Below are 18973 nucleotides of genomic sequence, written 5' to 3' on the forward strand. Positions count from 1 at the left end.
GCCCTTCAGCCCTCCACCGGCCAGCCACCCCCAGAACCGGGCGCCTTTCCCCGGCCCGCCCCCCTGGGACACCGGATCCTCCCGAGCAACCCCGTGAGGGCGCGGCCCCTCGCGAACGTGCGCCTCCCGGGGAGCCGCAGCCCCTCAGAGGCGGACGGCCAGCCCGGAGGGCTTGTGCCTCCTGGGGGCGGGGTGCCTCTCACGGGCACCGCCCTCCCGAGCAAATCCCCGAAGGCGCGGGCCTTCGTGTGCGCAGCTTCTCGGAAGGGGCGGGGCGCTCATGGGGCGGGGTTCAGGGGGTCAGGAGGGCGGTGCCGTCGGGGGTGAGGGGGACGGGGAGGCCGGTGGCGGCGGCGCGGGTGGCGGCGACGCCGACGAGGACGCTGCGGATGCCGTCGCGGTAGCCGGCCGGGCGGCCGAGGGGGTCGTCGCCGGGCCCGCGGAAGACGTCGTCGAGCAGCAGCCGGTCGCCGCCGCCGTGCCCGCCGGCGCCCTGCTCGATGGGCACCTGTTCGGGCTGCTCCCAGTGGCGGTGGAGGGTGAGGCGGTCCCAGGCGCCGGCGGCGTGTTCCTTGCTCGCGGCGCTGGGGTCGACGGCGGCGTGCGGCGGCGTCCAGGCCCGCTCGCACACCTCCAGTTCGATCCGCCCGCGCGTGCCGTTGAAGGCGACCCGGTAGCCCTCGAAGGGCGCGTGGGCGGTGAGCGAGTAGGTGAGGATGGCCCGGTTGGCGTAGCGGACCATGACGGCCATGGTGTCGTCGATGGTCACGCCGGGCGCGAAGACGTCCTGGTCGCGGATGTAGCCGTCCTCGTGTTCGGCGTCCAGGTAGAGCCGCTTGAGCCGCTCGTCGGCGGAGATGTCCAGGATGTACGGGTCGCTGCCCAGCCCGGGTGCGCCCTGGCCGCGGGCGGGGCGCTCGCCCCGGGGCAGCGCGTCGCCGTAGAAGCGCAGGTCGGTCTGGGCGAAGACGAGCTGGGGGGCGGCGTCGAGCCACCAGTTGACCAGGTCGAAGTGGTGGGTCGACTTGTGCACGAGCAGCCCGCCGGAGCTGGCGCGGTCGCGGTGCCAGCGGCGGAAGTAGTCGGCGCCGTGGATGGTGTCGAGCGCCCATTCGAAGTGGACGGAGGTGACGTCGCCGATGGCGCCCTCGCTGAGCAGCCGTTTGACGGCGGAGTTGCGCGGCGAGTAGCGGTAGTTGAACGTCACGACGAGCTTGCCGGTGCTGCGCTCGGCGGCCTCGGCGATGGCGGCGCAGCTCTCGGCGTCGACGGTGAGCGGCTTCTCGACGATCACGTCACGGCCGGCGTCGAGGGCGGCGATCACGTACTGGGCGTGGGTGGCGTCGACCGTGCAGACGATCACGGCGTCGGCGAGGTCCAGGAGCTTGCCGTACTCCTGGGGGCCGAAGCAGGGCACCGGGCGGCCGATGCGCTCGGCGTAGTAGTCCATGCGGGTCCGGTTGGTGTCGCACAGGCCGGCGATCGTCCCGGTGTCCTGCCAGTCGCCCAGCAGAGCGTCGACGTACATCTGCGCCCGGTGGCCGAGGCCGACGAAGGCGTACTTGGTGCTCAACTGCTCTTCTCCCCGAGTCGAGGTGGCGGCCGGGGGCCAGGCCGGCCCCCGGCGGTGATCGTGTCAGCCGGCGATCGCGGCGTTGGCCTCCGTCAGGAACTTCTGCGCGGCGGCGTCGGGGGTGGCCCGGCCGAACATGACCTCTTCGGAGTTGCGCTTGAGGATGTCCTCCATCTCCAGGGCGCCCTTCGGCGGGACCTGGATGGGGCTCAGCTCACTCCTGACCTCGTCGATGAAGGCGAGGGTCTTCTGGTCGGTTTCGGGGAGCTTGGTCTTGACGGCGTCGAGCACCTTGGTGTTCGTGGGCAGGCCGCGGTCGCTGAGCAGGATGGCGGCGGCGTCCGGGTCGTTGACGAGGAAGTCGATGAGCTTGGCGCCCTCGGCGGAGTGCTCGGACTTGGCGGAGGCGGCGTAGAACATGGCGGGCTGCAGGAACATCCCGCCGGTGGTGGCGCCTTCGAGCTTGGGCATGCGCAGCAGCGTCATCTCGGAGCCGGACGACTTGGTCAGCGCGTTGAGCTGGTTGCTCCACCACATGCCCATGGCGCCGGCGTTGGTGCCGAGCAGCGACTGTTCGGGGCCGGTGGCGCCGATCTCGGCGCTCTTGGCGGCGTCGGGCGAGCCCTTGGTCTCGATGAGCTTCTGGTGGATGGCCCACCAGGACTTGAGCGTGTCGGGCGAGACGCCGATCTTGTTGCCGTCGTAGAACTTCTCGCCGCGCTGGGCGGCGTAGATCTGCAGGAAGGCCGGGTTGAAGTTGTACTCGGCGCCGGTGACGCCGCCCGCGCCGGAGATCTCCTGGGCGAGGGCCATCCACTGGTCCCAGGTCCAGTCGGTGTCCTTGGGCAGCTCCTTCTTGGCCTTCTCCAGCGCCGCGGTGTTGGCGACCATGGAGAAGGCGTTGACGCCGGTGGGGATCGCGTACTGCTTGCCGTCGACCTGGCCGCTGGCGAGGACCTGCTGGTCGAGGTCGGCGGTGGGCACCTTGCCGGCGAGGTCGGCGAGCGCGCCGCGGCCCGCGTACTCGCTCAGGCCGCGGATCTCGATGCTGAGCACGTCGGGGGCGTCGTTGGCGGCGACCTTGGTGGCGAGCTTCTCGTAGTAGCTGTCCCAGTTGGAGAAGTCGCCTTCGACGTCGATCGTCGGGTTCTTCTCCTCGAACTTGGCGATGACCTGCTCGGTCAGCTTCTGGCGGGCGTCGCTGCCCCAGTAGGCGAAGGTGATGGTCGTCTTGCCGCCTTCGCCGCCACCGCCTTCGCCGCTGTCGCCGCTGCCGCAGGCGGTGACCGCCGTGAGCACGGCCACCGAGAGCGCGGCGACCTTCCACATGGTCTTGCGAGAGCTGAGGTTCACAGCTCTACCTCCTCTTGGAGAGTTGCAGGGGGTGAAGAGGAACTACTTCAAACCGGTCGTCGCCACGCCCCGGATCAGGTACTTCTGCCCCGCCAGGAAGAACCCGAAGATCGGTCCCAGCGACACAATCGACATCGCGAACATCGGCCCCCACGAGGACTCGCCGCTGGAGTCGAGGAACTGGCGCAGCGCCACGGCCACCGTGAGGTTGTCGGAGTTGGTCAGATAGAGGTTCTGGCTGAAGAAGTCGTTCCACGTCCAGATGAAGGTGAAGATGCCGGTGGTGGCCAGGGCGGGCATGCACAGCGGCAGGATGACCTGGAGGAACACCCGCCAGTAGCCGGCTCCGTCGATGGCGGCGGCCTCGTCCAGCTCCCTGGGCAGGGTCCTGATGAACTGCACCATCAGGAAGATGAAGAACGCGTCGGTGGCCAGGAACTTGGGCACGACCAGCGGCCAGATCGTGTTGATCCAGTCGAGTTCGGCGAACACGATGTACTGCGGCACGACGGTCACGTGGTGCGGCAGCATGATCGAGCCCAGCATGACCGTGAACCACAGCTTCTTCAGCGGGAAGTTCAGCCGGGCGAACGCGTAGGCGGCCAGTGAGCAGGCCACCAGGTTCGCCAGCACCGACAGGCCGGTGATCACGGCGGAGTTCCACAGGTAGTAGCCGAAGGAGTGCTTGAGCGCGGTCCAGCCGTCGCCGTAGTTGTCCAGCGTCACCGCGCTGGGCCACAGTCCGGGCTCCCGGAAGATGAGCTCCTCCGGCTTGAGCGAGCTGGAGATCATCCAGAGCAGCGGGTAGAGCATGACCAGCCCGAAGGCGATCAGCAGCAGGTGCTTGAGCAGGCGGCTCCCCCGCGGCATCGGCCGGAACAGGAGCGGGACCTGCTTACTTCGAGTCGCCATAGAAGACCCAATACTTCGACGCGAGGAAGTTCACGCCGGTCAGGCCGGCGATGATGAGCAGAAGGACCCACGCCATGGCGGCCGCGTAGCCCATCTCGTAACTCTTGAAGCCCTTCAGGTAGAGGTAGAGCGTGTAGAAGAGCGTGGAGTCGACCGGGCCTCCGCTGCCGCCGCTCACGATGAACGACTGCGTGAAGGACTGGAACGACTTGATCACCTCGAGGACGAGGTTGAAGAAGATGATCGGGGTGAGCAGCGGCAGCGTGATCGAGCGGAACTGGCGCAGCTTGGTGGCGCCGTCGACGGCGGCCGCCTCGTAGTAGCTCTGCGGGATTTGGCGCAGTCCGGCCAGGAAGATCACCATCGGCGCGCCGAACGTCCACACGTGCAGGAGGATCAGCGTGCCGAGCGCCGTGTCGGGGTCGGAGACCCAGCCGGGCCCCTGGATGCCGAAGACCGCGAGCAGGCCGTTGACCAGGCCGTCGGTGCCGAAGATCTTGCGCCACAGGATGGCGATGGCGACGCTGCCGCCGAGCAGTGACGGCAGGTAGTAGACCGAGCGGTAGAACGACAGGCCGCGCAGTCCGCGGTCGAGCGCCAGAGCGAGCCCGAGGGCGAAGGCGAGCTGCAGCGGCACCGAGACGACCACGTAGACGGTGGTGACCTTCAGCGAGGTGATGAAGCGGTCGTCCTCGAAGAACATCTTGGTGTAGTTGTCGGTCCCGACCCACTTGGCCTCCTCCAGGAGGCTGTAGTTGGTGAACGACAGGTAGAGCGAGGCCAGGATCGGGCCGACGGTGATGACGAAGAGGCCGATGAACCACGGCGCGAGGAAGACGTAGGCCGCGCGGGCCTCACGCCGCCTGTGAACGTTGACGTGGGGGGTCCTCCTGCGGCGTCCTGGCGGCTGATCGGGCGCACGCTTCGGGGCGAGTGCTCGCTCCGGCGTCACAGAGATTGATTCGGACATACATCCCTCTTCCAGGCCCTGCCCGGCACGGCGGGATCGGATAGCGCCTTCCTATAGGCAGGCGAAAAGTTTCGTCAACCCTTTGCAGGTGTTACAAAGCCGTTACCGATATATCGTCAACGCCGTCGTCGCAGGTCAAGTGGGCAGGATCTCAGATGACGGAATCACAACATTTTGCCGTTGGCTCAGATCCACTACAACCGGTTGCATCATGGGAGGGCAACAGAAAGCCGCCCCGTCCTGTCCGGCCGGGGCGGCTACCGAGCGGTAACGCTCACCAGGATCCGCCGAGCTCCTTCATCGTGAACACCCCGCCGGCGCGGTCGTGCACCGGGTCGCTCAGGTCCGGCTCGCCCAGCTCGGCGACCAGGGGACCGGCGAACACCTCCGAGTCGTCGCGGGAGACGTACCCGATGGCCTCGGCCTCGCGCAGCGACCACCAGCGGCGCGCGTTGTCCGAGACGCCCCAGACGACGTGGAAGCCGGGCGCGACGAGCGCGGCCTCGACCAGGCGCGCCAGGTCGTCCGGCGAGATCCAGGTGGCCAGGCCGCGCGTGTCGGCCGGGCCCTCGTTGCAGGTGCCGAGCCTGATCACGGTCACGTTCATGCCGAACCTGTCGTGGTAGAGGCTGCCGAGCCCTTCCATGACGACCTTGCTGACCCCGTAGAAGGTGTCGGGGCGGGGGAAGGCGTAGTCGGGCAGGTCCTCGCCGGACGGCGGCCTGGTCTGGAACCCGGCCGCGTGATGGCTGCCCATCAGCACCAGCTGCCGTACGCCCTCCCGACGCGCGGCCTCCATCAGCACCTGGGTGCCGTCGATGTTGGCCCGGACGATGTCCGCCCACGGGTGCTCGCGGCTCTGCCCGCCCAGGTGGAGCACCGCGTCGACGCCCGCCATCGCCTTGGCCATGGCGGACTCGTCGGCCAGATCGGCGACGGCCACCTCCTCGCCGGGCCCCGGCTCCAGCGGGAGCAGGTCGGACAGGCGCAGGGTCCGGCCCTCGCGGGCGAGACGGGGACGGAGCAGCGTGCCGACCTTGCCGGCGGCGCCGGTCATGAGAATGCGCATGACTTCTGTTGTACACAAGCCTGGCTCGAATTCACATTCTTGAATATTGACCGTGATGTGCGTCACTCGTTACGTTCGCAGGTACCAAATTCACGTCCGCGATAGATGTCCACATATGTGAACAGGAGGCGGTCTGATGTCACGTCATCTGCTCGGGGTCGCGATCGCGACGGCCCTGACCGTAACGCTGACGGGCTGCGGCTCCGGATCATCGGGTTCGGGTTCCGGTTCGGACGAGGCTCTGGAGATCTGGATCAGGCAGACGCCCGACTCCGACTCCGCCAAGACGGCCCAGCGCCTGGCCGAGGCCTTCACCAAGGCCGCGGGCGTGCCGACCAACGTGGTCGCGCTCTTCGACGACTTCGAGACCAAGCTGCAGCAGCAGGCGGCCCAGCGCAAACTGCCCGACATCGTCATCAACGACACCGCCCAGATCGGCAACATGCACACCCAGGGCTGGCTCACCGAGGTCGACCGGGCCTCGCTCGCGGGCGGGGACAAGCTGTCCGACCTGGCCTGGAAGGCGGCCACGGCCGCCGACGGCAAGACGTGGGCGGCGCCGTTCTCCGCGCAGGCGTTCGCGATCATCGCGCGAAAGGACTGGCGCGAGAAGCTCGGCATGGACGTCCCCCGCACCTGGGCGGACCTGGCCGCGCTGGCCAAGGCGTTCACCGAGAAGGACCCCGACGGCAACGGCGAGAACGACACCTCCGGCTTCGTGATCCCGGCCGGCACCAAGCGCGGCTACGCCTCCTGGTACGCCTCCTCGTTCATCTACGCCAACGGCGGCGACTTCCTCAGGACCACGGGCAGCGGCACGTTCGCCGCCATGACGAGCGACCCCAGGACCGTCGAGGCCGTGCGGTTCCTCCAGGACCAGTTCTGCACCGCCAAGACCGTCAACCCGGGCGCGGTCAGCAACGACACCACCGTCACCCACGAGGTGTTCGAGAAGGGCCAGGGCGGCCTCTACCTGACCGGTCCGTACGTGCTCGCCCGGTTCGTGGAGAGCATCGGCAGCGACAGGATCGAGGTCTTCCCGGTGCCCAAGGGCCCCTCCGGCGGCCCCGGCACGCTCGGCGAGGGCGAGAACGTCTACCTGATGGCCGGGTCCGGGAACCCCGAGGGCCAGAAGAAGTTCGCCGAGTTCGCGATCTCCGCAGAGGGCCAGCGGATCGGCATGAACAAGGACAACAACGGCGCCATCGTCCGCCTGCCGGTCAACTCCGAGGTCGACCTGGCCGCCGAGCGGAAGGACCCGCGCTGGAAGGTGTTCCAGGACGCCTACCCCGACGCCGTCTACGCCCCGCCCGTGCCGAACTGGGCGCCGATCCGCCAGACCTCGGCCGACTCCATCAACTCCGCGTGGGCCGACTGCGGCATGGACGTCCAGGCCGAGATGGGCACCCTCACCACCGAGCTCACGCGGGAACTGCAGGGCCAGAAGGCATCATGACGCCCACGCCCACCCGGGCGCGGCGGCGGGGCGCGCTGATCGCCTGGGCCTTCCTGGCGCCCGCCCTGCTGCTGTTCCTGTACTTCAAGTTCATCCCGATGTTCACCGGGCTGACGATGAGCTTCCAGGAGATCCGCTACATCGACAGCCAGTGGGTCGGGCTGGACAACTACCGCACGATCCTCACCGACGACGCCTTCGCCTCGGCCATCTGGCACAGCCTGGTGCTGGCGCTGGGCACCACGGCCGGGTCGCTGGTGCTGGGCCTGGGGTTCGCGCTGCTCATCGAGGGGCCCGCGCGTTACCTGTGGTTCGTCAGGACCGCGGCGTTCCTGCCGGTCGTGACCACGATGGCGGCCGTGGCCGAGGTGTGGCGGATCATGTACCACCCGGGCGACACCGGCATGCTCAACAGCATCCTCGGCTGGGTGGCGCTGGACCCGCAGCCGTTCCTGGCCAGCGAGGACTCCTCCCTGCTGTCGATCATGGGCATGAGCATCTGGCGCGGGACCCCGTACGACATGATGATCTTCCTGGCCGGGCTGGTCGGGGTGGACCGGACGCTGTACGAGGCCGCCGCGGTCGACGGGGCGTCCACCTGGCGGCGGCTGCGGCACATCACGCTGCCGGCGCTGCGGCCGGTGTTCTGGATCCTGTTCACGCTCGCCGCCATCCGCGGCCTGCGGGTGTTCGTCGAGGTGTACGTGCTCACGAACGGCGGGCCGAACGGGTCGTCCGAGGTGCTCATGACACTGATCTACAAGCTCGGCTTCCAGACGGGCGAGCTGGGCATCGCGTCGGCGGGCGGGATCGTGCTGTTCGCGGCCACGCTGCTGCTGACCGTGCTCGTCCAGCTCATGCGCAGAAGGCAGGCGGCATCATGAGGTTCGACAGCGCGCTGGGGCTGGAGGCCAGGCGCGGGCCGGTGGCCGTGGCCGTGAAGGTCCTGCTCTACTCCGGCATGGTGCTGATCTTCACCGGGCCGCTGGTCGCGTTGCTGATCAGCGCGTTCAACGAGACGCTCGACCCGACCGCGTTCACGCTGTGGCCGGACTCCTTCACGTTCGAGAACTTCGTCCAGGCGGGCGAGCGCAACGTCTACCTCTATCTGTTCAACTCCTTCGTGGTCGTCGGGTTCGGGCTGCTGCTCCAGGTGATCGTGAGCGTGTTCGCCGCGTACGCGCTGGCGCGCAAGAAGTTCCGCGGCATGTCGATCGTCATGCTGATCATGCTGACCACGATGATGCTGCCCGAGGAGATCATCGCGATCCCGCTGTCGCTCGTGCTCGCCGACCTGCCGGTGCTGCACCTCGACCTCATCGGCACGTACGCGGGCATGATCCTGCCGGTGGGCGCCTGGGGGTTCTCCATCCTGGTCATGACCGAGTTCATGAAGGAGGTGCCGGTCGAGCTGGAGGAGGCCGCGCGCATCGACGGGGCCGGCGAGCTGCGCACGTTCTTCACGATCATCCTGCCGCTGTGCCGGCCGGCGCTCGGGGTCATCGGCGTCTTCGGCTTCACCATGATCTGGGACCAGTACCTGCTGCCGCTCATCGTGGCTCCGGAGTCGGGCATGTGGACGCTGCCCATCGCGCTGCGCTCGCTCCGCTCGGACGAGGAGGTGGGCATCGGCGTGGTGCTCGCGGCCTCACTGCTGGCCCTGCTCCCGTCGATCATCGCGTTCCTCGCCTTCCAGCGTCAGTTCATGCGTGGCCTGACAAGCGGCGCCATCAAGGGGTAGGTGTCCATGTATCTGAACGCCATCCCGTATGCTGACTGGTCGAAGCCGCCGTCGAGATGGGATGATCATGGAGCCGCAGCTGGTCAAGTCCGCCGAGCGGACGGTTCGCATCCTGGAGGCCCTGGCCGCGTCCCCCACCACACTGACGCTGTCGGAGCTCCAGCAGGCGACCGGGTTCCCGCGCAGCAGCCTGCACGCGCTGATGCGCACGCTCGTCGAGCTCAACTGGGTCGAGACCGACACCGCCAGATCCGCGTTCGGCATCGGGCCCCACGCGCTGCTCACCGGCACCGCGTACCTGGACAAGGACCCGGCACTGCCGTTCGCGCAGGAGACGCTCGAAGACCTGCGGGAGGAAGTCGGGCAGACCGCCCACTTCGCCCGGCGGGACGACGCGCACGTCCTCTACCTGGCCACCCGCGACTCCCGCGAGGCGCACCACGTGATCCCCAGGGTCGGCAGGCGCCTGCCCGCCCACGTCACGGCACTCGGCCAGGTGCTGCTCGCCCAGCTCACCGACGACGAGGTCGCCGCCCTGCTCCCGACGCCGCTGACCGCCGTCACCGAGCACACGATCGTCGACCTGGAGAAGCTCACCGATGAGCTCGACCAGGTCCGCACCCGGGGCTGGGCCTACGAACGCGAGCAGGGCACGCCCGGCGTCGCCTGCGTGGCGGTCGCGGTCGACTACCGGATCCCGGCCACGGACGCGATCAGCTGCTCGATGCCGGTGGGCCTGCCGCCCGCCGAGATCGAGCGGGTCACCCAAGCGGTGATCAGACACACCCGAAAGCTGGCTGCCACTCTCCGCCGAGAGGGCATCCGCTGACATGGAGGCATAGATGCGGCTAGATGGTGTTCTCTTCTTCCCGGTGACCCCGTTCACGCCCGACGGCGGCGTGTCCGAGGAACTCCTGAGGCGGCACGTCGCCCAAGGAGTCGAAGCCGGGGCCGGAGGCGTGTTCGCCGCATGCGGCACCGGCGAGTTCAACGCCCTCGACCCGGACGAGTACACCCAGGTGGTGACCACCGCCGTCACCGCCACGACCGGCCGCGTCCCGGTGTTCGGCGGAGCCGGAGGCGCGCTGCCCGCCGCCCGGGCCGTCGCCAGGGCGGCCGCCGCCGCCGGGGCCGACGGGCTGCTCCTCATGCCGCCGTACCTGGTCAGCGGGCCCCCCAGCGGGCTCGTCGCCTACGTGCGCGACGTGGCGGAGGCCGGCGGGCTGCCCGTGATCGTCTACCAGCGCGGCACCGCCCGCTTCACCCCCGAGGCCGTCGCCGAACTCGCCCAGGACCCGTCGGTGATCGGCTTCAAGGACGGGCTCGGCGACCTCGACCTGCTCCAGCGCATCATCCTGCGCGTACGCGAGGCGGGCGCCGCCGGCTTCACGTTCTTCAACGGGCTGCCCACGGCCGAGTTCACCGTGCCCGCCTACCGGGGGCTGGGCGTGGACCTCTACTCCAGCGCGGCGTTCGCGTTCGCTCCCGAAGTCGCGCTCGCCTTCCACCGGGCAGTCACCGGCGGCGACGACGCGCTGGTGCGGCGGCTGCTGACCGGCTTCTACCTGCCGCTCGTCGAACTGCGCGACCTGGTGCCCGGGTACGCGGTCTCGCTGGTGAAGGCGGGAGTGCGGCTGCGCGGGCTCGAGGTGGGCGGCGTCCGCGCCCCACTGGCGGACCCGGCACCGGAGCACGTGGCCGAGCTGGAGAAGATCATCGCAGCCGGCCTGGAAATCGCCAGCTCCTGACCAGGCAGCGAACGGGCCTCGGTTTTCCGGGGGCCGTCTCGTGCATGCGGGGGTTGTTCCGTCCGCTCGGGGCCCTGGGGGCCGCTCGGGACCTGCGGCCCGCTCGGCCGCTGGGGCCCGCCCGACCGTTCCACCCGTTCGGCCGTTCGGCCCGTTCGGCCCGTTCCGCCCGTTCGGCCCGGTCGCCCCGTCCGACCCGTCCGGCCCGTCAGCCGTGCGGGCCGTCTGGTCCGCACGGCCGTTTAGCCACTTTGTCGCGTTGGGCCGGTCCCCTCTATCAGCCCCTACGGCCCCTACGCCCGCCACGTCGCTAGGCCCGGAGGGTGCCGTCCTCGCGGCGGGGGATGCCCAGCGGGTTGCCGTCCTTCAGCTCGTCGGGCAGCAGCTCGACAGGCCAGTCCTGGTACGCCACGGGCGCCAGCCACCGCTCGATGGCCGTGGCCCCGACCGAGGTGGTCGCCGACGTGGACGCCGGCCACGGACCCCCGTGGTGCATCGCCCAGGTCACGGCCACCCCGGTGGGCCAGCCGTTCCAGATCAGCCGCCCGGCCTTGCGCGAGAGCACCTCGGCGACCTGCGTCGCCTCGTCGGGGTCGGTGCCGTGGATGGTGGCGGTCAGCGACCCGTCGAGCCGCTCCAGCACCGGCCGCAGCTCCGACACCTCGCGGTAGGTCACCACGACCGAGGCGGGCCCGAAGCACTCCTCCGCGACCCCTGGCAGCTTGTCGGCGAACGACTTCACGTCGGTGGTGAACACCTTGGGCGTCACCGCCCAGCCGCTCTCCCCCGGCTTGCCCTCGGCCAGCAGCGTCAGCTCACCCAGCCGCTCGACCCCGCCCAGGTAGCCGTCCCTGATGCGCTCACCCAGCATCGCACCGCCGCTCGTGCCCTCCACGGCCGAGACCAGGGCCGTGCGCAATTCCTCGTCCTCCGGCACGAACATCAACCCCGGGTTCGTGCAGAACTGCCCCACGCCGAGCGTCAGCGACGCCGCGAACCCATTCGCCACCTCCCCCTTAGCCGCCGACGGCAGCACCACGACGGGGTTGACACTGCCCAGCTCGCCGTAGAACGGGATCGGCGTCTCGCGCTGGTCGATGAGCCCCTGGATCGCCTTGCCCCCGGCGATGGACCCGGTGAACCCGGCCGCCACCACCCCCGGGTGCTGAACCAGGTTCACACCCGCCTGCATGCCCTGCACCAGCCCGAGCAGATCCGGGTACGGCAGCGCGTCCCGGACGATCCTGGCCACCCGCGCGGAGGTGCCCGGGTGCCCGGGGTGCGCCTTGACCACGACGGGACAGCCCGCGGCCAGCGCCGACGCGGTGTCGCCACCGGCCACCGAGAAGGCGAACGGGAAGTTGCTCGCCGCGAACACCGCCACCACCCCGGCCAGCGGCTGCTTCATCCGCCGCACGTCGGGCCTGGGCGGCGTGGCCGAGGCGTCGGCGTGGTCGACGATCGCCTCGAGGTAGCCACCGTCCCTGATCACCTGGGCGAACAGGCGGAACTGCCCCGCCGTGCGCGCGACCTCGCCGCGCAGCCGGACCTCACCGAGCGCGGTCTCCCGGTCGGCGAGCTGCCAGAGCTCCTCGACGTGGGCGGTGAGCGCGTCAGCGACGGCTTCAAGCGCCTCGGCGCGCTCGGCGGCCGGTGTCGCACGCCATGCCGAACCGGCGGCGGCCGCGGCGGAGACGATCAAGTCGACCCCGGCACGATCCGTCTCAGGAACCGCGTCACCCACGGTCTCGCCGGTCCTGGGGTCGTATCCATAGATCATCGAATGGTCCTTCAGTCTTGACACCTTCTCCGGCTCATTCTTACAGTTGCCAGAACTGTCCACAATCCTGACCATCGTTCACATACATGGACGGCGAACATATGATCATCACGCAGGTCCACGTCACTCCCGTCGCGTTCCGGGACCCGCCCCTGCTGAACGCCGCAGGGGCGCACGAGCCGTGGGCCCTGCGCACCGTGGTCGAGATCGTCACCGACGAGGGACTCAGCGGCCTCGGCGAGACGTACGGTGACCTGGGACATCTGTCGAAAGTACGCGAGTGCGCCCGGACCCTCGTCGGCCTGGACGTGCACGCCACCAACGAGATGTACCGGCGGATCGCCGCCACCGTCGGCGACGCGGTGACCGACCTGCACGGCCTGACCGGCGTCGCGACCAAGGAGAAGAGCGTCGACCGGGTGTTCGCCGCCTTCGAGGTCGCCTGCCTGGACATCCGCGGCAAGGCGGCGGGCGTGCCCGTGGTCGACCTGCTCGGCGGCCGGGTCCGCGACGCCGTCCCGTACAGCGCCTACCTCTTCTACAAGTGGGCCGGCCACCCCGGCGCCGAACCGGACCGCTTCGGCGAGGCCCTCGACCCGGCGGGCGTGGTCGAGCAGGCGGCGCTGCTCATCAAGGAGTACGGGTTCCGCTCGATCAAGCTCAAGGGCGGCGTCTTCCCCCCGGCCGACGAGGTCGCGGCGATCCGGGCACTGCACGAGGCGTTCCCCGGGGTACCGCTGCGCCTCGACCCGAACGCCGCCTGGACGGTGGAGACCTCCACCTGGGTCGGCCGCGAACTGGACGGCATCCTCCAGTACCTGGAAGACCCCACCCCGGACATTTCCGGAATGTCGGAGGTAGCAGCCCAGGTCTCCATGCCGCTCGCCACCAACATGTGCGTCGTCACCCCCGAACACCTCCCCCCCGCCATCGCCTCCAGCGCCATCGGCGTCCTCCTGCTCGACCACCACTACTGGGGCGGCCTCGTCCGCTCCTCCCACATCGCCGCGCTGTGCGAGACGTTCGGGCTGGAGCTCTCCATGCACTCCAACTCCCACCTGGGCATCAGCCTCGCCGCCATGACCCACCTCGCCGCCGCCACCCCCAACCTCACCCACGCCTGCGACACCCACACCCCCTGGCAGGACGGGCAGGACGTGGTCGCCCCCGGCGCCCTGCGCTTCGTCGACGGCGCCGTCCCGGTGCCCACCGCCCCCGGCCTCGGCGTCGAACTCGACCGCGACGCCCTCGCGCAGATGCACGAGCAGTACGTGAAGTGCGGCATCACCGCCCGGGACGACACCACGTACATGCAACGCTTCAACCCGGACTACACCGCCCAACGCCCCCGCTGGTAACCCCGGCAGCCCCCATTGCCCACACCCACCACCCCACGCACGGCCGGTGTCCCCTCGAACGGCCACCACCCCGCGTCCTGCCACGCCCCCGCCACGGCCACCGCCGTACGTACCGTCCCCGCCCTAGGCACGATCACCGCCCCGCCTCCGATCACCGCCCCCGTACGGGTCACGGCCCTACGCTCGGTCACCGCCCCAAATACGGTCACGGTCCTATGTCCCGTCACCACGCCACATACGGTCACCACCACGCCCACGCGCGCCCGTCACCACCCGCACGGGTCACCACTACGCCCACGCGCGCCGTCACCACCCGCACGGGTCACCACCTCGCCCAAGCGCGCCGTCACCACGCGCACGGTCACCACCACGCGAACAGTGACCACCACGCCCGCGGCCACCCCACCGCGCACGCTCACCGAACCGCCGCATATGGCCACCACCGGCACCACGGCCCCCGCGCTTGCGTGCGGTTACGGAGGTCCGCATGGTTGGCCCATGCCCAGCGGTCGCCGACGCCCCACGTCCCGACGCGCCAGCGCGGTTCTCGCCGGAACGGCACGCTGCACTGACCGACGCCCCGCGCCCCAAGTCGTCGGTCCCGGTGCCTACAGCCCCCACCGCGGCCGGGAAGACAAGCGCCCGCCCAAGCCGTAGACACCCACCCCAATCCATAAGGCCACCACACCAACGAACACCCGCCACACCCTGAGGAGACCAGACCCATGAGGATCGCCTACGCCTACCCCTGGGACATCGCAGGCGACCCCGCCGCCCCCGACCGCATCGCTGCCCTCGGCGTCGAGGCGGTAGCCCTGGCCGCCTCCTACCACTCCACCCGCGCCGCAACTCCCTTCCACCCGGCACACCGAATCCTCGACGTCCCCCACTCGGCCTTCTATCTGCCCATACGGCCGGCTGCCTGGGGCCGCCTGACCCCCGCCGCCCCCTCCTGGACCGCCCCTGACGCGTACCTGGTCGCCCAGGACGCCCTGCGCCGCGCCGGCCTCCGCGTCCACGCGTGGACCGTCCTGACCCACAACGCCCACCTAGGCGGCGCCCACCCCGACCTGGTGGTGCGCAACGCCTTCGGCGACCCGTACCCGTACGCCCTGTGCCCCGCCTTCGAGGACGTCGTGGACTACTGCTCCCGCCTCGTCCAGGAGGTGCTGACGGCCGGCGAACCGGACGGCCTCATCCTCGAAGGCTGCGGCCCCATGGGCTTCTCCCACCAGGGAGTACACGAGAAGACCTCAGGCGCGGACTACGACGCCGACCTGCTGTCCCTCTGCTTCTGCACCGCCTGCGCCCCCCGCTATCCCGAAGGCAGCCGAGCCAGAATCCGCACCGCCATAGACACGCCCATCACCCCAGAACGCCCAGCTTCCCCCTCCCCGGAACCTCCCGTCTCCCCCATCGACGCCGCACTCGGCCCGCTCGCCGACGAAGTACGCGCCGCCCGTGTCTCGTTGTCCGCCTCGCTCCGCACCCGCCTGATCGCCACCGCCCGCGAGGTCGCCCCGAACATCCCCATCACCCTGCACGCGAACCCGGACCCCTGGGCCACCGGCCCCTTCGCCGCCCTCCCCACCGGCGAGCCCGAAGCCGACGTCCTGGTGGGCAACTGCTGGGGCGACCCGGCGAAGGACGCCGCCCGCCTGTCCCACCTCCGCGACCTGTGCACCCCCGGCCAACGAGTCGGCGCCTACGTCCTGGCCCTCCCCCCTCGCCCCACCGACGCCACCGCCCTGGCGGAGCTCCTCACCGCCTACGCCAAGGCAGGCGCCTCCGAAATTCACCTCTACCACGCAGGCCTGGCCGGCCCCGAACGCCTGGCAGCCATGACGGCCGCCCTCCGCCAAACCAACCAGTAACCCACCCGGGCCTCCAGCGGCTTCGCGTCAGACCCTCATGCTGTGGCTCAGGCCACCAGCCCACCCTCGGCGGCGGCTCCCACTCCAGCCCTCACCAGATCAGCCCATCCCTAGCCCAGCCAGCGCAGATGCGCGCCCCCGAAGACGCCTTGCCGCCGCCCGACCTCATCCATCAGCCACTTGGCGGTCTCTTCCGCACGAAGGATCACATTTTCCGGATATCCCAGTACGACCTGATGCTCGGCGAACTCGTCCTCGTCATCCAGGATCAACCGCCCATCCCGCATCCTGATCACATCGAGATCCAGGTCGATCATGGACACCTCCCCGTCCCGCCACTCGGGAACGGTGGTGACGTCCACATAGACCTCAGTCCTGTGCGGCGGCGAGTGAAAAGTCGCAGCCCACCACGCATCACGCGGGAACAGCATCAAGCAGTGGTTCTCCCAGACCACGGGCGGCCCCTCCCCTTTACGAGCGACCGTCCCCGCCGGCACCGTCACCCAGAGCCCGTACTCGTCCTCACCCAGAACCTTCGCCGCATGGTTCCAATGCAACGCGCCGCCGTATTTCCGGAAAACGATCCTCACATCATCCACAAACTGGAACTTATCGCCCCGCCGCATGCCCACCTACAACCACTCAGCCACTACAGCCGACACTCACCCAGCCCTATAACGCTCCGCCTTCACTCCCACAGCCGGCGAACAACCGGCCAAGCGGAGGACGCCGGAAGGGGGGTCCCCACTCGATCACGTACGACAGCCAGCCCCACCCCCGTGACCGATCCCATCGGTGCCATCTCACCGTGCCGCGGTCACCAACCCGCTCTCGTACGCCGCAATGACGAGTTGCGCCCGATCACGCGCGTCCAACTTGGCCAGCAAGCGCGTGATGTGGGTCTTGACCGTCGCCAGAGTCACCTGGAGATGGTCGGCGATCTCAGCATTGGACAGGCCACGCGCGATCAGCGCCAGCACCTCGCGCTCCCGCTCCGTCACCCCGTCCAGCCCGCGAACCGCCGGTAAAGCAGGCGTGCGCGCGAACTCCTCGATCAGCCGTCGCGTTACCGTCGGCGCAAGCAACGCCTCGCCACCGGCCACGACCCGGATGGCGGCGAGCAGGTCCGTCGGCGGCGTGTCCTTGAGCATGAACCCGCTCGCCCCGGCCCTCAGCGCGTCGTAGACGTAAGCGTCGATATCAAACATCGTCACGATGAGGATCCGCGACACATCCTTGATACGCCTGGTCGCCTCGATGCCGTCCATCTCCGGCATCCGCACATCCATCAGGACGACGTCGGGCTGCGTCTCCTGGACGACCGCAATGGCCTCGACTCCCGTGGCCGCCTCACCCACGACCTCAAGATCGGGCTCGGAGTTGACCAGCACCCTGAAGCTGCCTCGGAGCAGCGCCTGATCGTCGACGATCACGACCCGGATCATGACGCGGCCCCGTACGGCAGGTGGGCCGCCACCCGGAACCCGCGCCGCGGAAGCCCGCCCGCCTCGAACGCGCCCCCGTACATCGTGACCCGCTCCCGCATCCCGATCAGCCCATGCCCCGGCACCACAGCGCTCCCCTGCCCCACCCGCGGCCCGGGGCCGTCATCCCTGACTTCGATGCGTACCGCCCTCCCATCGTCGATCACCGACACCCAGCAGCGAGCAGGTGCCGCATGCTTCACCACATTGGTGAGCGCTTCCTGAACGATCCGGTACACGGACAGCTCAACGCCCTCCGGGAGCCTTCGCCCTTCGGCTGGATCGGCTCCTCCGCCACCGCCATGTCCCGACCCGCTCGGCACCCCATCACCAGCACGCCTCTCCCCCGCGCCGACTACAGAATCGTCGCCTTCCACGGCATCGTCATCGCCCCGCCGGCCACGAATCCCACTGGCAACCTCCACGTCTCGAAGATCACCCACAGCCTCAGGCCGGCCCGCCTGCCCAGCAGGCCGCTGACGATCTCTCGCACTCACGCGGTCAGGGCGACCGGCCTCACGAGACCTGACACGTACGTCGAGATCCACGTCCACCCCCGAGAGCCGTGCCTGGTCCGCCAACTCGCCCAGGCCGCTGAGGCCCGGCGTGGGCCCGCGTGCGGGCGGGTCGGCCGAGCGCAGGACTGCCAGCAAATGTCGCATCTCCCGCAGCGCGCTTCTGCTGGCTCTCTCGATCACACGCAGGGCGTCATGCGCTTCGTCCGGATCGGAGGCGAAGACGTGGTTGGCCACACCGGCCTTCACGGCGATCAGCCCCACATTGTGTGTGACGACGTCGTGCAGCTCGCGGGCGATGCGCAGGCGCTCGTCCGCCACCGCCTGAGCCGCGATCCGGTCCGCGTCGTGCGCAATGTAGATCCTCCGCTCGCGCACGGCACGCCCCACCGTCCAGGCTCCGCCCAGCGCGGCGACGCCGAACAGCAACGTGTCACTGCGCAACAGCCACCCCGGCACCCCTGGCTGAGGCACGCCCCCGACCAGCACCAGGGCCGCCCCGGTGATCGCCGCGAGCATCCCGATGGCCGAGGTCGGGAACCAGGCGCCGCGATTCTCCGACACGGCGACCAGGTAGATCGCATACGCGGGAGCGACGTACGCGATGCTCACGACGTCGACCACGACGGCCACCATGGCGATCGACAGCGTGACAAGGAAGACCGGCACAGGCCACAGCCTCCGCACGGCCAGCGGAAGGCCCAGCCCGAGCGGGAGGGCGATCCGGGCCCACGGCGGCAGTACCGCGGCGGAGGCCGTCAGCGTGAAGAACACGAACGAGAGGCCAAGCCCGGCAGCCAGATCCAGCATGATCAGCTGCCGGCGGGCCAGGCGCCTGGCGAAAAGAGGGTGCGACTCGTTCACGCGATGAAGGTAGCCGGTGGGCCGGAGTTCGCACGTCAACCCGGGGTCTGATGTTGAGGTTCGGACTGTGGTCCGATGTGGCGAAGGCCTCGCATGCCGCACCCTTTACGGCGTGATCGAACTCAAGCGTCCGACGAAACGTCACGACGCCACCCTGGCCGTCGGCGGCCTCTCCTTCAGGGTCCTGCCCGCCCGGCCGGCCGGGCTCAGGAAAGAAGGGCCGCGCCATAGCTTCCTACCAGCAAAGACTACATTGAGTGACTTAAAGTAACGGTA

16 protein-coding genes are annotated in these 18973 nt (G+C 69.5%); 7 read left to right on the forward strand and 9 right to left on the reverse strand.

All coding sequences use genetic code 11. The features are described 5' to 3' along the window. Positions 1-292 precede the first annotated feature (292 nt). From KME80_RS10445 to KME80_RS10465, 5 genes are all read right to left on the reverse strand, one after another. Positions 293-1573, reverse strand: coding sequence for a Gfo/Idh/MocA family protein (locus tag KME80_RS10445; RefSeq protein ID WP_281426929.1), 1281 nt, complete (start codon positions 1571-1573; stop codon positions 293-295). Positions 1574-1636: 63 nt separating this feature from the next. Continuing rightward, entirely contained in the window at positions 1637-2926 is a 1290-nt protein-coding gene (locus tag KME80_RS10450) for an ABC transporter substrate-binding protein (protein WP_219503358.1), read from the reverse strand. A 42-nt stretch (positions 2927-2968) separates the two neighbouring features. Then, entirely contained in the window at positions 2969-3838 is an 870-nt protein-coding gene (locus KME80_RS10455) for a carbohydrate ABC transporter permease (RefSeq protein ID WP_219503363.1), read from the reverse strand. Beyond that, positions 3822-4808 carry a carbohydrate ABC transporter permease gene (locus KME80_RS10460; RefSeq protein WP_219503367.1) on the reverse strand — a complete coding sequence of 329 codons (987 nt, stop codon included), beginning with the start codon at positions 4806-4808 and terminating at the stop codon, positions 3822-3824. The genes KME80_RS10455 and KME80_RS10460 overlap by 17 nt, the downstream gene beginning before the upstream one ends. Before the next feature lie 274 nt (positions 4809-5082). Further along, on the reverse strand, positions 5083-5877 hold the full coding sequence (locus KME80_RS10465; protein WP_246644452.1) for an NAD-dependent epimerase/dehydratase family protein: 795 nt from the start codon (positions 5875-5877) through the stop codon (positions 5083-5085). 136 nt (positions 5878-6013) lie between these two features. Here KME80_RS10465 and KME80_RS10470 point away from each other — a divergent pair, with 136 nt between their 5' ends. The 5 genes from KME80_RS10470 to KME80_RS10490 all read left to right on the forward strand — a co-directional run bounded on the left by KME80_RS10470 (position 6014) and on the right by KME80_RS10490 (position 10822). After that, the gene (locus KME80_RS10470) at positions 6014-7333 is read left to right on the forward strand and encodes a sugar ABC transporter substrate-binding protein (protein ID WP_219503370.1); all 1320 of its coding nucleotides are present in this window, start codon (positions 6014-6016) and stop codon (positions 7331-7333) included. Continuing rightward, positions 7330-8217: a carbohydrate ABC transporter permease gene (locus tag KME80_RS10475; protein ID WP_219503372.1), complete on the forward strand. Its 888-nt coding sequence runs from the start codon at positions 7330-7332 to the stop codon at positions 8215-8217. Before KME80_RS10470 ends, KME80_RS10475 begins: the two co-directional genes overlap by 4 nt. Beyond that, positions 8214-9074: a carbohydrate ABC transporter permease gene (locus KME80_RS10480; RefSeq protein ID WP_219503375.1), complete on the forward strand. Its 861-nt coding sequence runs from the start codon at positions 8214-8216 to the stop codon at positions 9072-9074. Before KME80_RS10475 ends, KME80_RS10480 begins: the two co-directional genes overlap by 4 nt. A gap of 67 nt (positions 9075-9141) precedes the next feature. Next, entirely contained in the window at positions 9142-9903 is a 762-nt protein-coding gene (locus KME80_RS10485; protein WP_219503377.1) for an IclR family transcriptional regulator, read from the forward strand. A 13-nt stretch (positions 9904-9916) separates the two neighbouring features. Continuing rightward, positions 9917-10822, forward strand: coding sequence for a 5-dehydro-4-deoxyglucarate dehydratase (locus tag KME80_RS10490; protein ID WP_219503388.1), 906 nt, complete (start codon positions 9917-9919; stop codon positions 10820-10822). Positions 10823-11132: 310 nt separating this feature from the next. Here the strand turns inward: KME80_RS10490 and KME80_RS10495 are convergent, their stop codons facing one another. Next, entirely contained in the window at positions 11133-12602 is a 1470-nt protein-coding gene (locus tag KME80_RS10495; RefSeq protein ID WP_219503391.1) for an aldehyde dehydrogenase (NADP(+)), read from the reverse strand. Between the two features lie 86 nt (positions 12603-12688). Between KME80_RS10495 and KME80_RS10500 the strand changes: the two genes are divergently transcribed. Further along, positions 12689-13960, forward strand: a complete 1272-nt coding sequence (locus KME80_RS10500) for a glucarate dehydratase family protein (RefSeq protein WP_246644453.1) — start codon at positions 12689-12691, stop codon at positions 13958-13960. Between the two features lie 725 nt (positions 13961-14685). After that, complete coding sequence (locus KME80_RS10505) at positions 14686-15834, forward strand: hypothetical protein (protein WP_219503394.1); 1149 nt, start codon at positions 14686-14688, stop codon at positions 15832-15834. A gap of 110 nt (positions 15835-15944) precedes the next feature. Here KME80_RS10505 and KME80_RS10510 read toward each other — a convergent pair whose 3' ends face one another. The 3 genes from KME80_RS10510 to KME80_RS10520 form a co-directional block, all read right to left on the reverse strand. Beyond that, entirely contained in the window at positions 15945-16460 is a 516-nt protein-coding gene (locus tag KME80_RS10510; RefSeq protein WP_219503397.1) for a DUF402 domain-containing protein, read from the reverse strand. A gap of 177 nt (positions 16461-16637) precedes the next feature. Next, positions 16638-17279, reverse strand: a complete 642-nt coding sequence (locus tag KME80_RS10515) for a response regulator (protein ID WP_219503400.1) — start codon at positions 17277-17279, stop codon at positions 16638-16640. Continuing rightward, entirely contained in the window at positions 17276-18697 is a 1422-nt protein-coding gene (locus tag KME80_RS10520; RefSeq protein ID WP_219503402.1) for a sensor histidine kinase, read from the reverse strand. Before KME80_RS10520 ends, KME80_RS10515 begins: the two co-directional genes overlap by 4 nt. Between the last annotated feature and the right edge of the window lie 276 nt (positions 18698-18973).

Origin of the sequence: Nonomuraea ceibae (assembly GCF_019396325.1) — a bacterium.
Taxonomy (GTDB): Bacteria; Actinomycetota; Actinomycetes; order Streptosporangiales; family Streptosporangiaceae; genus Nonomuraea; species Nonomuraea ceibae.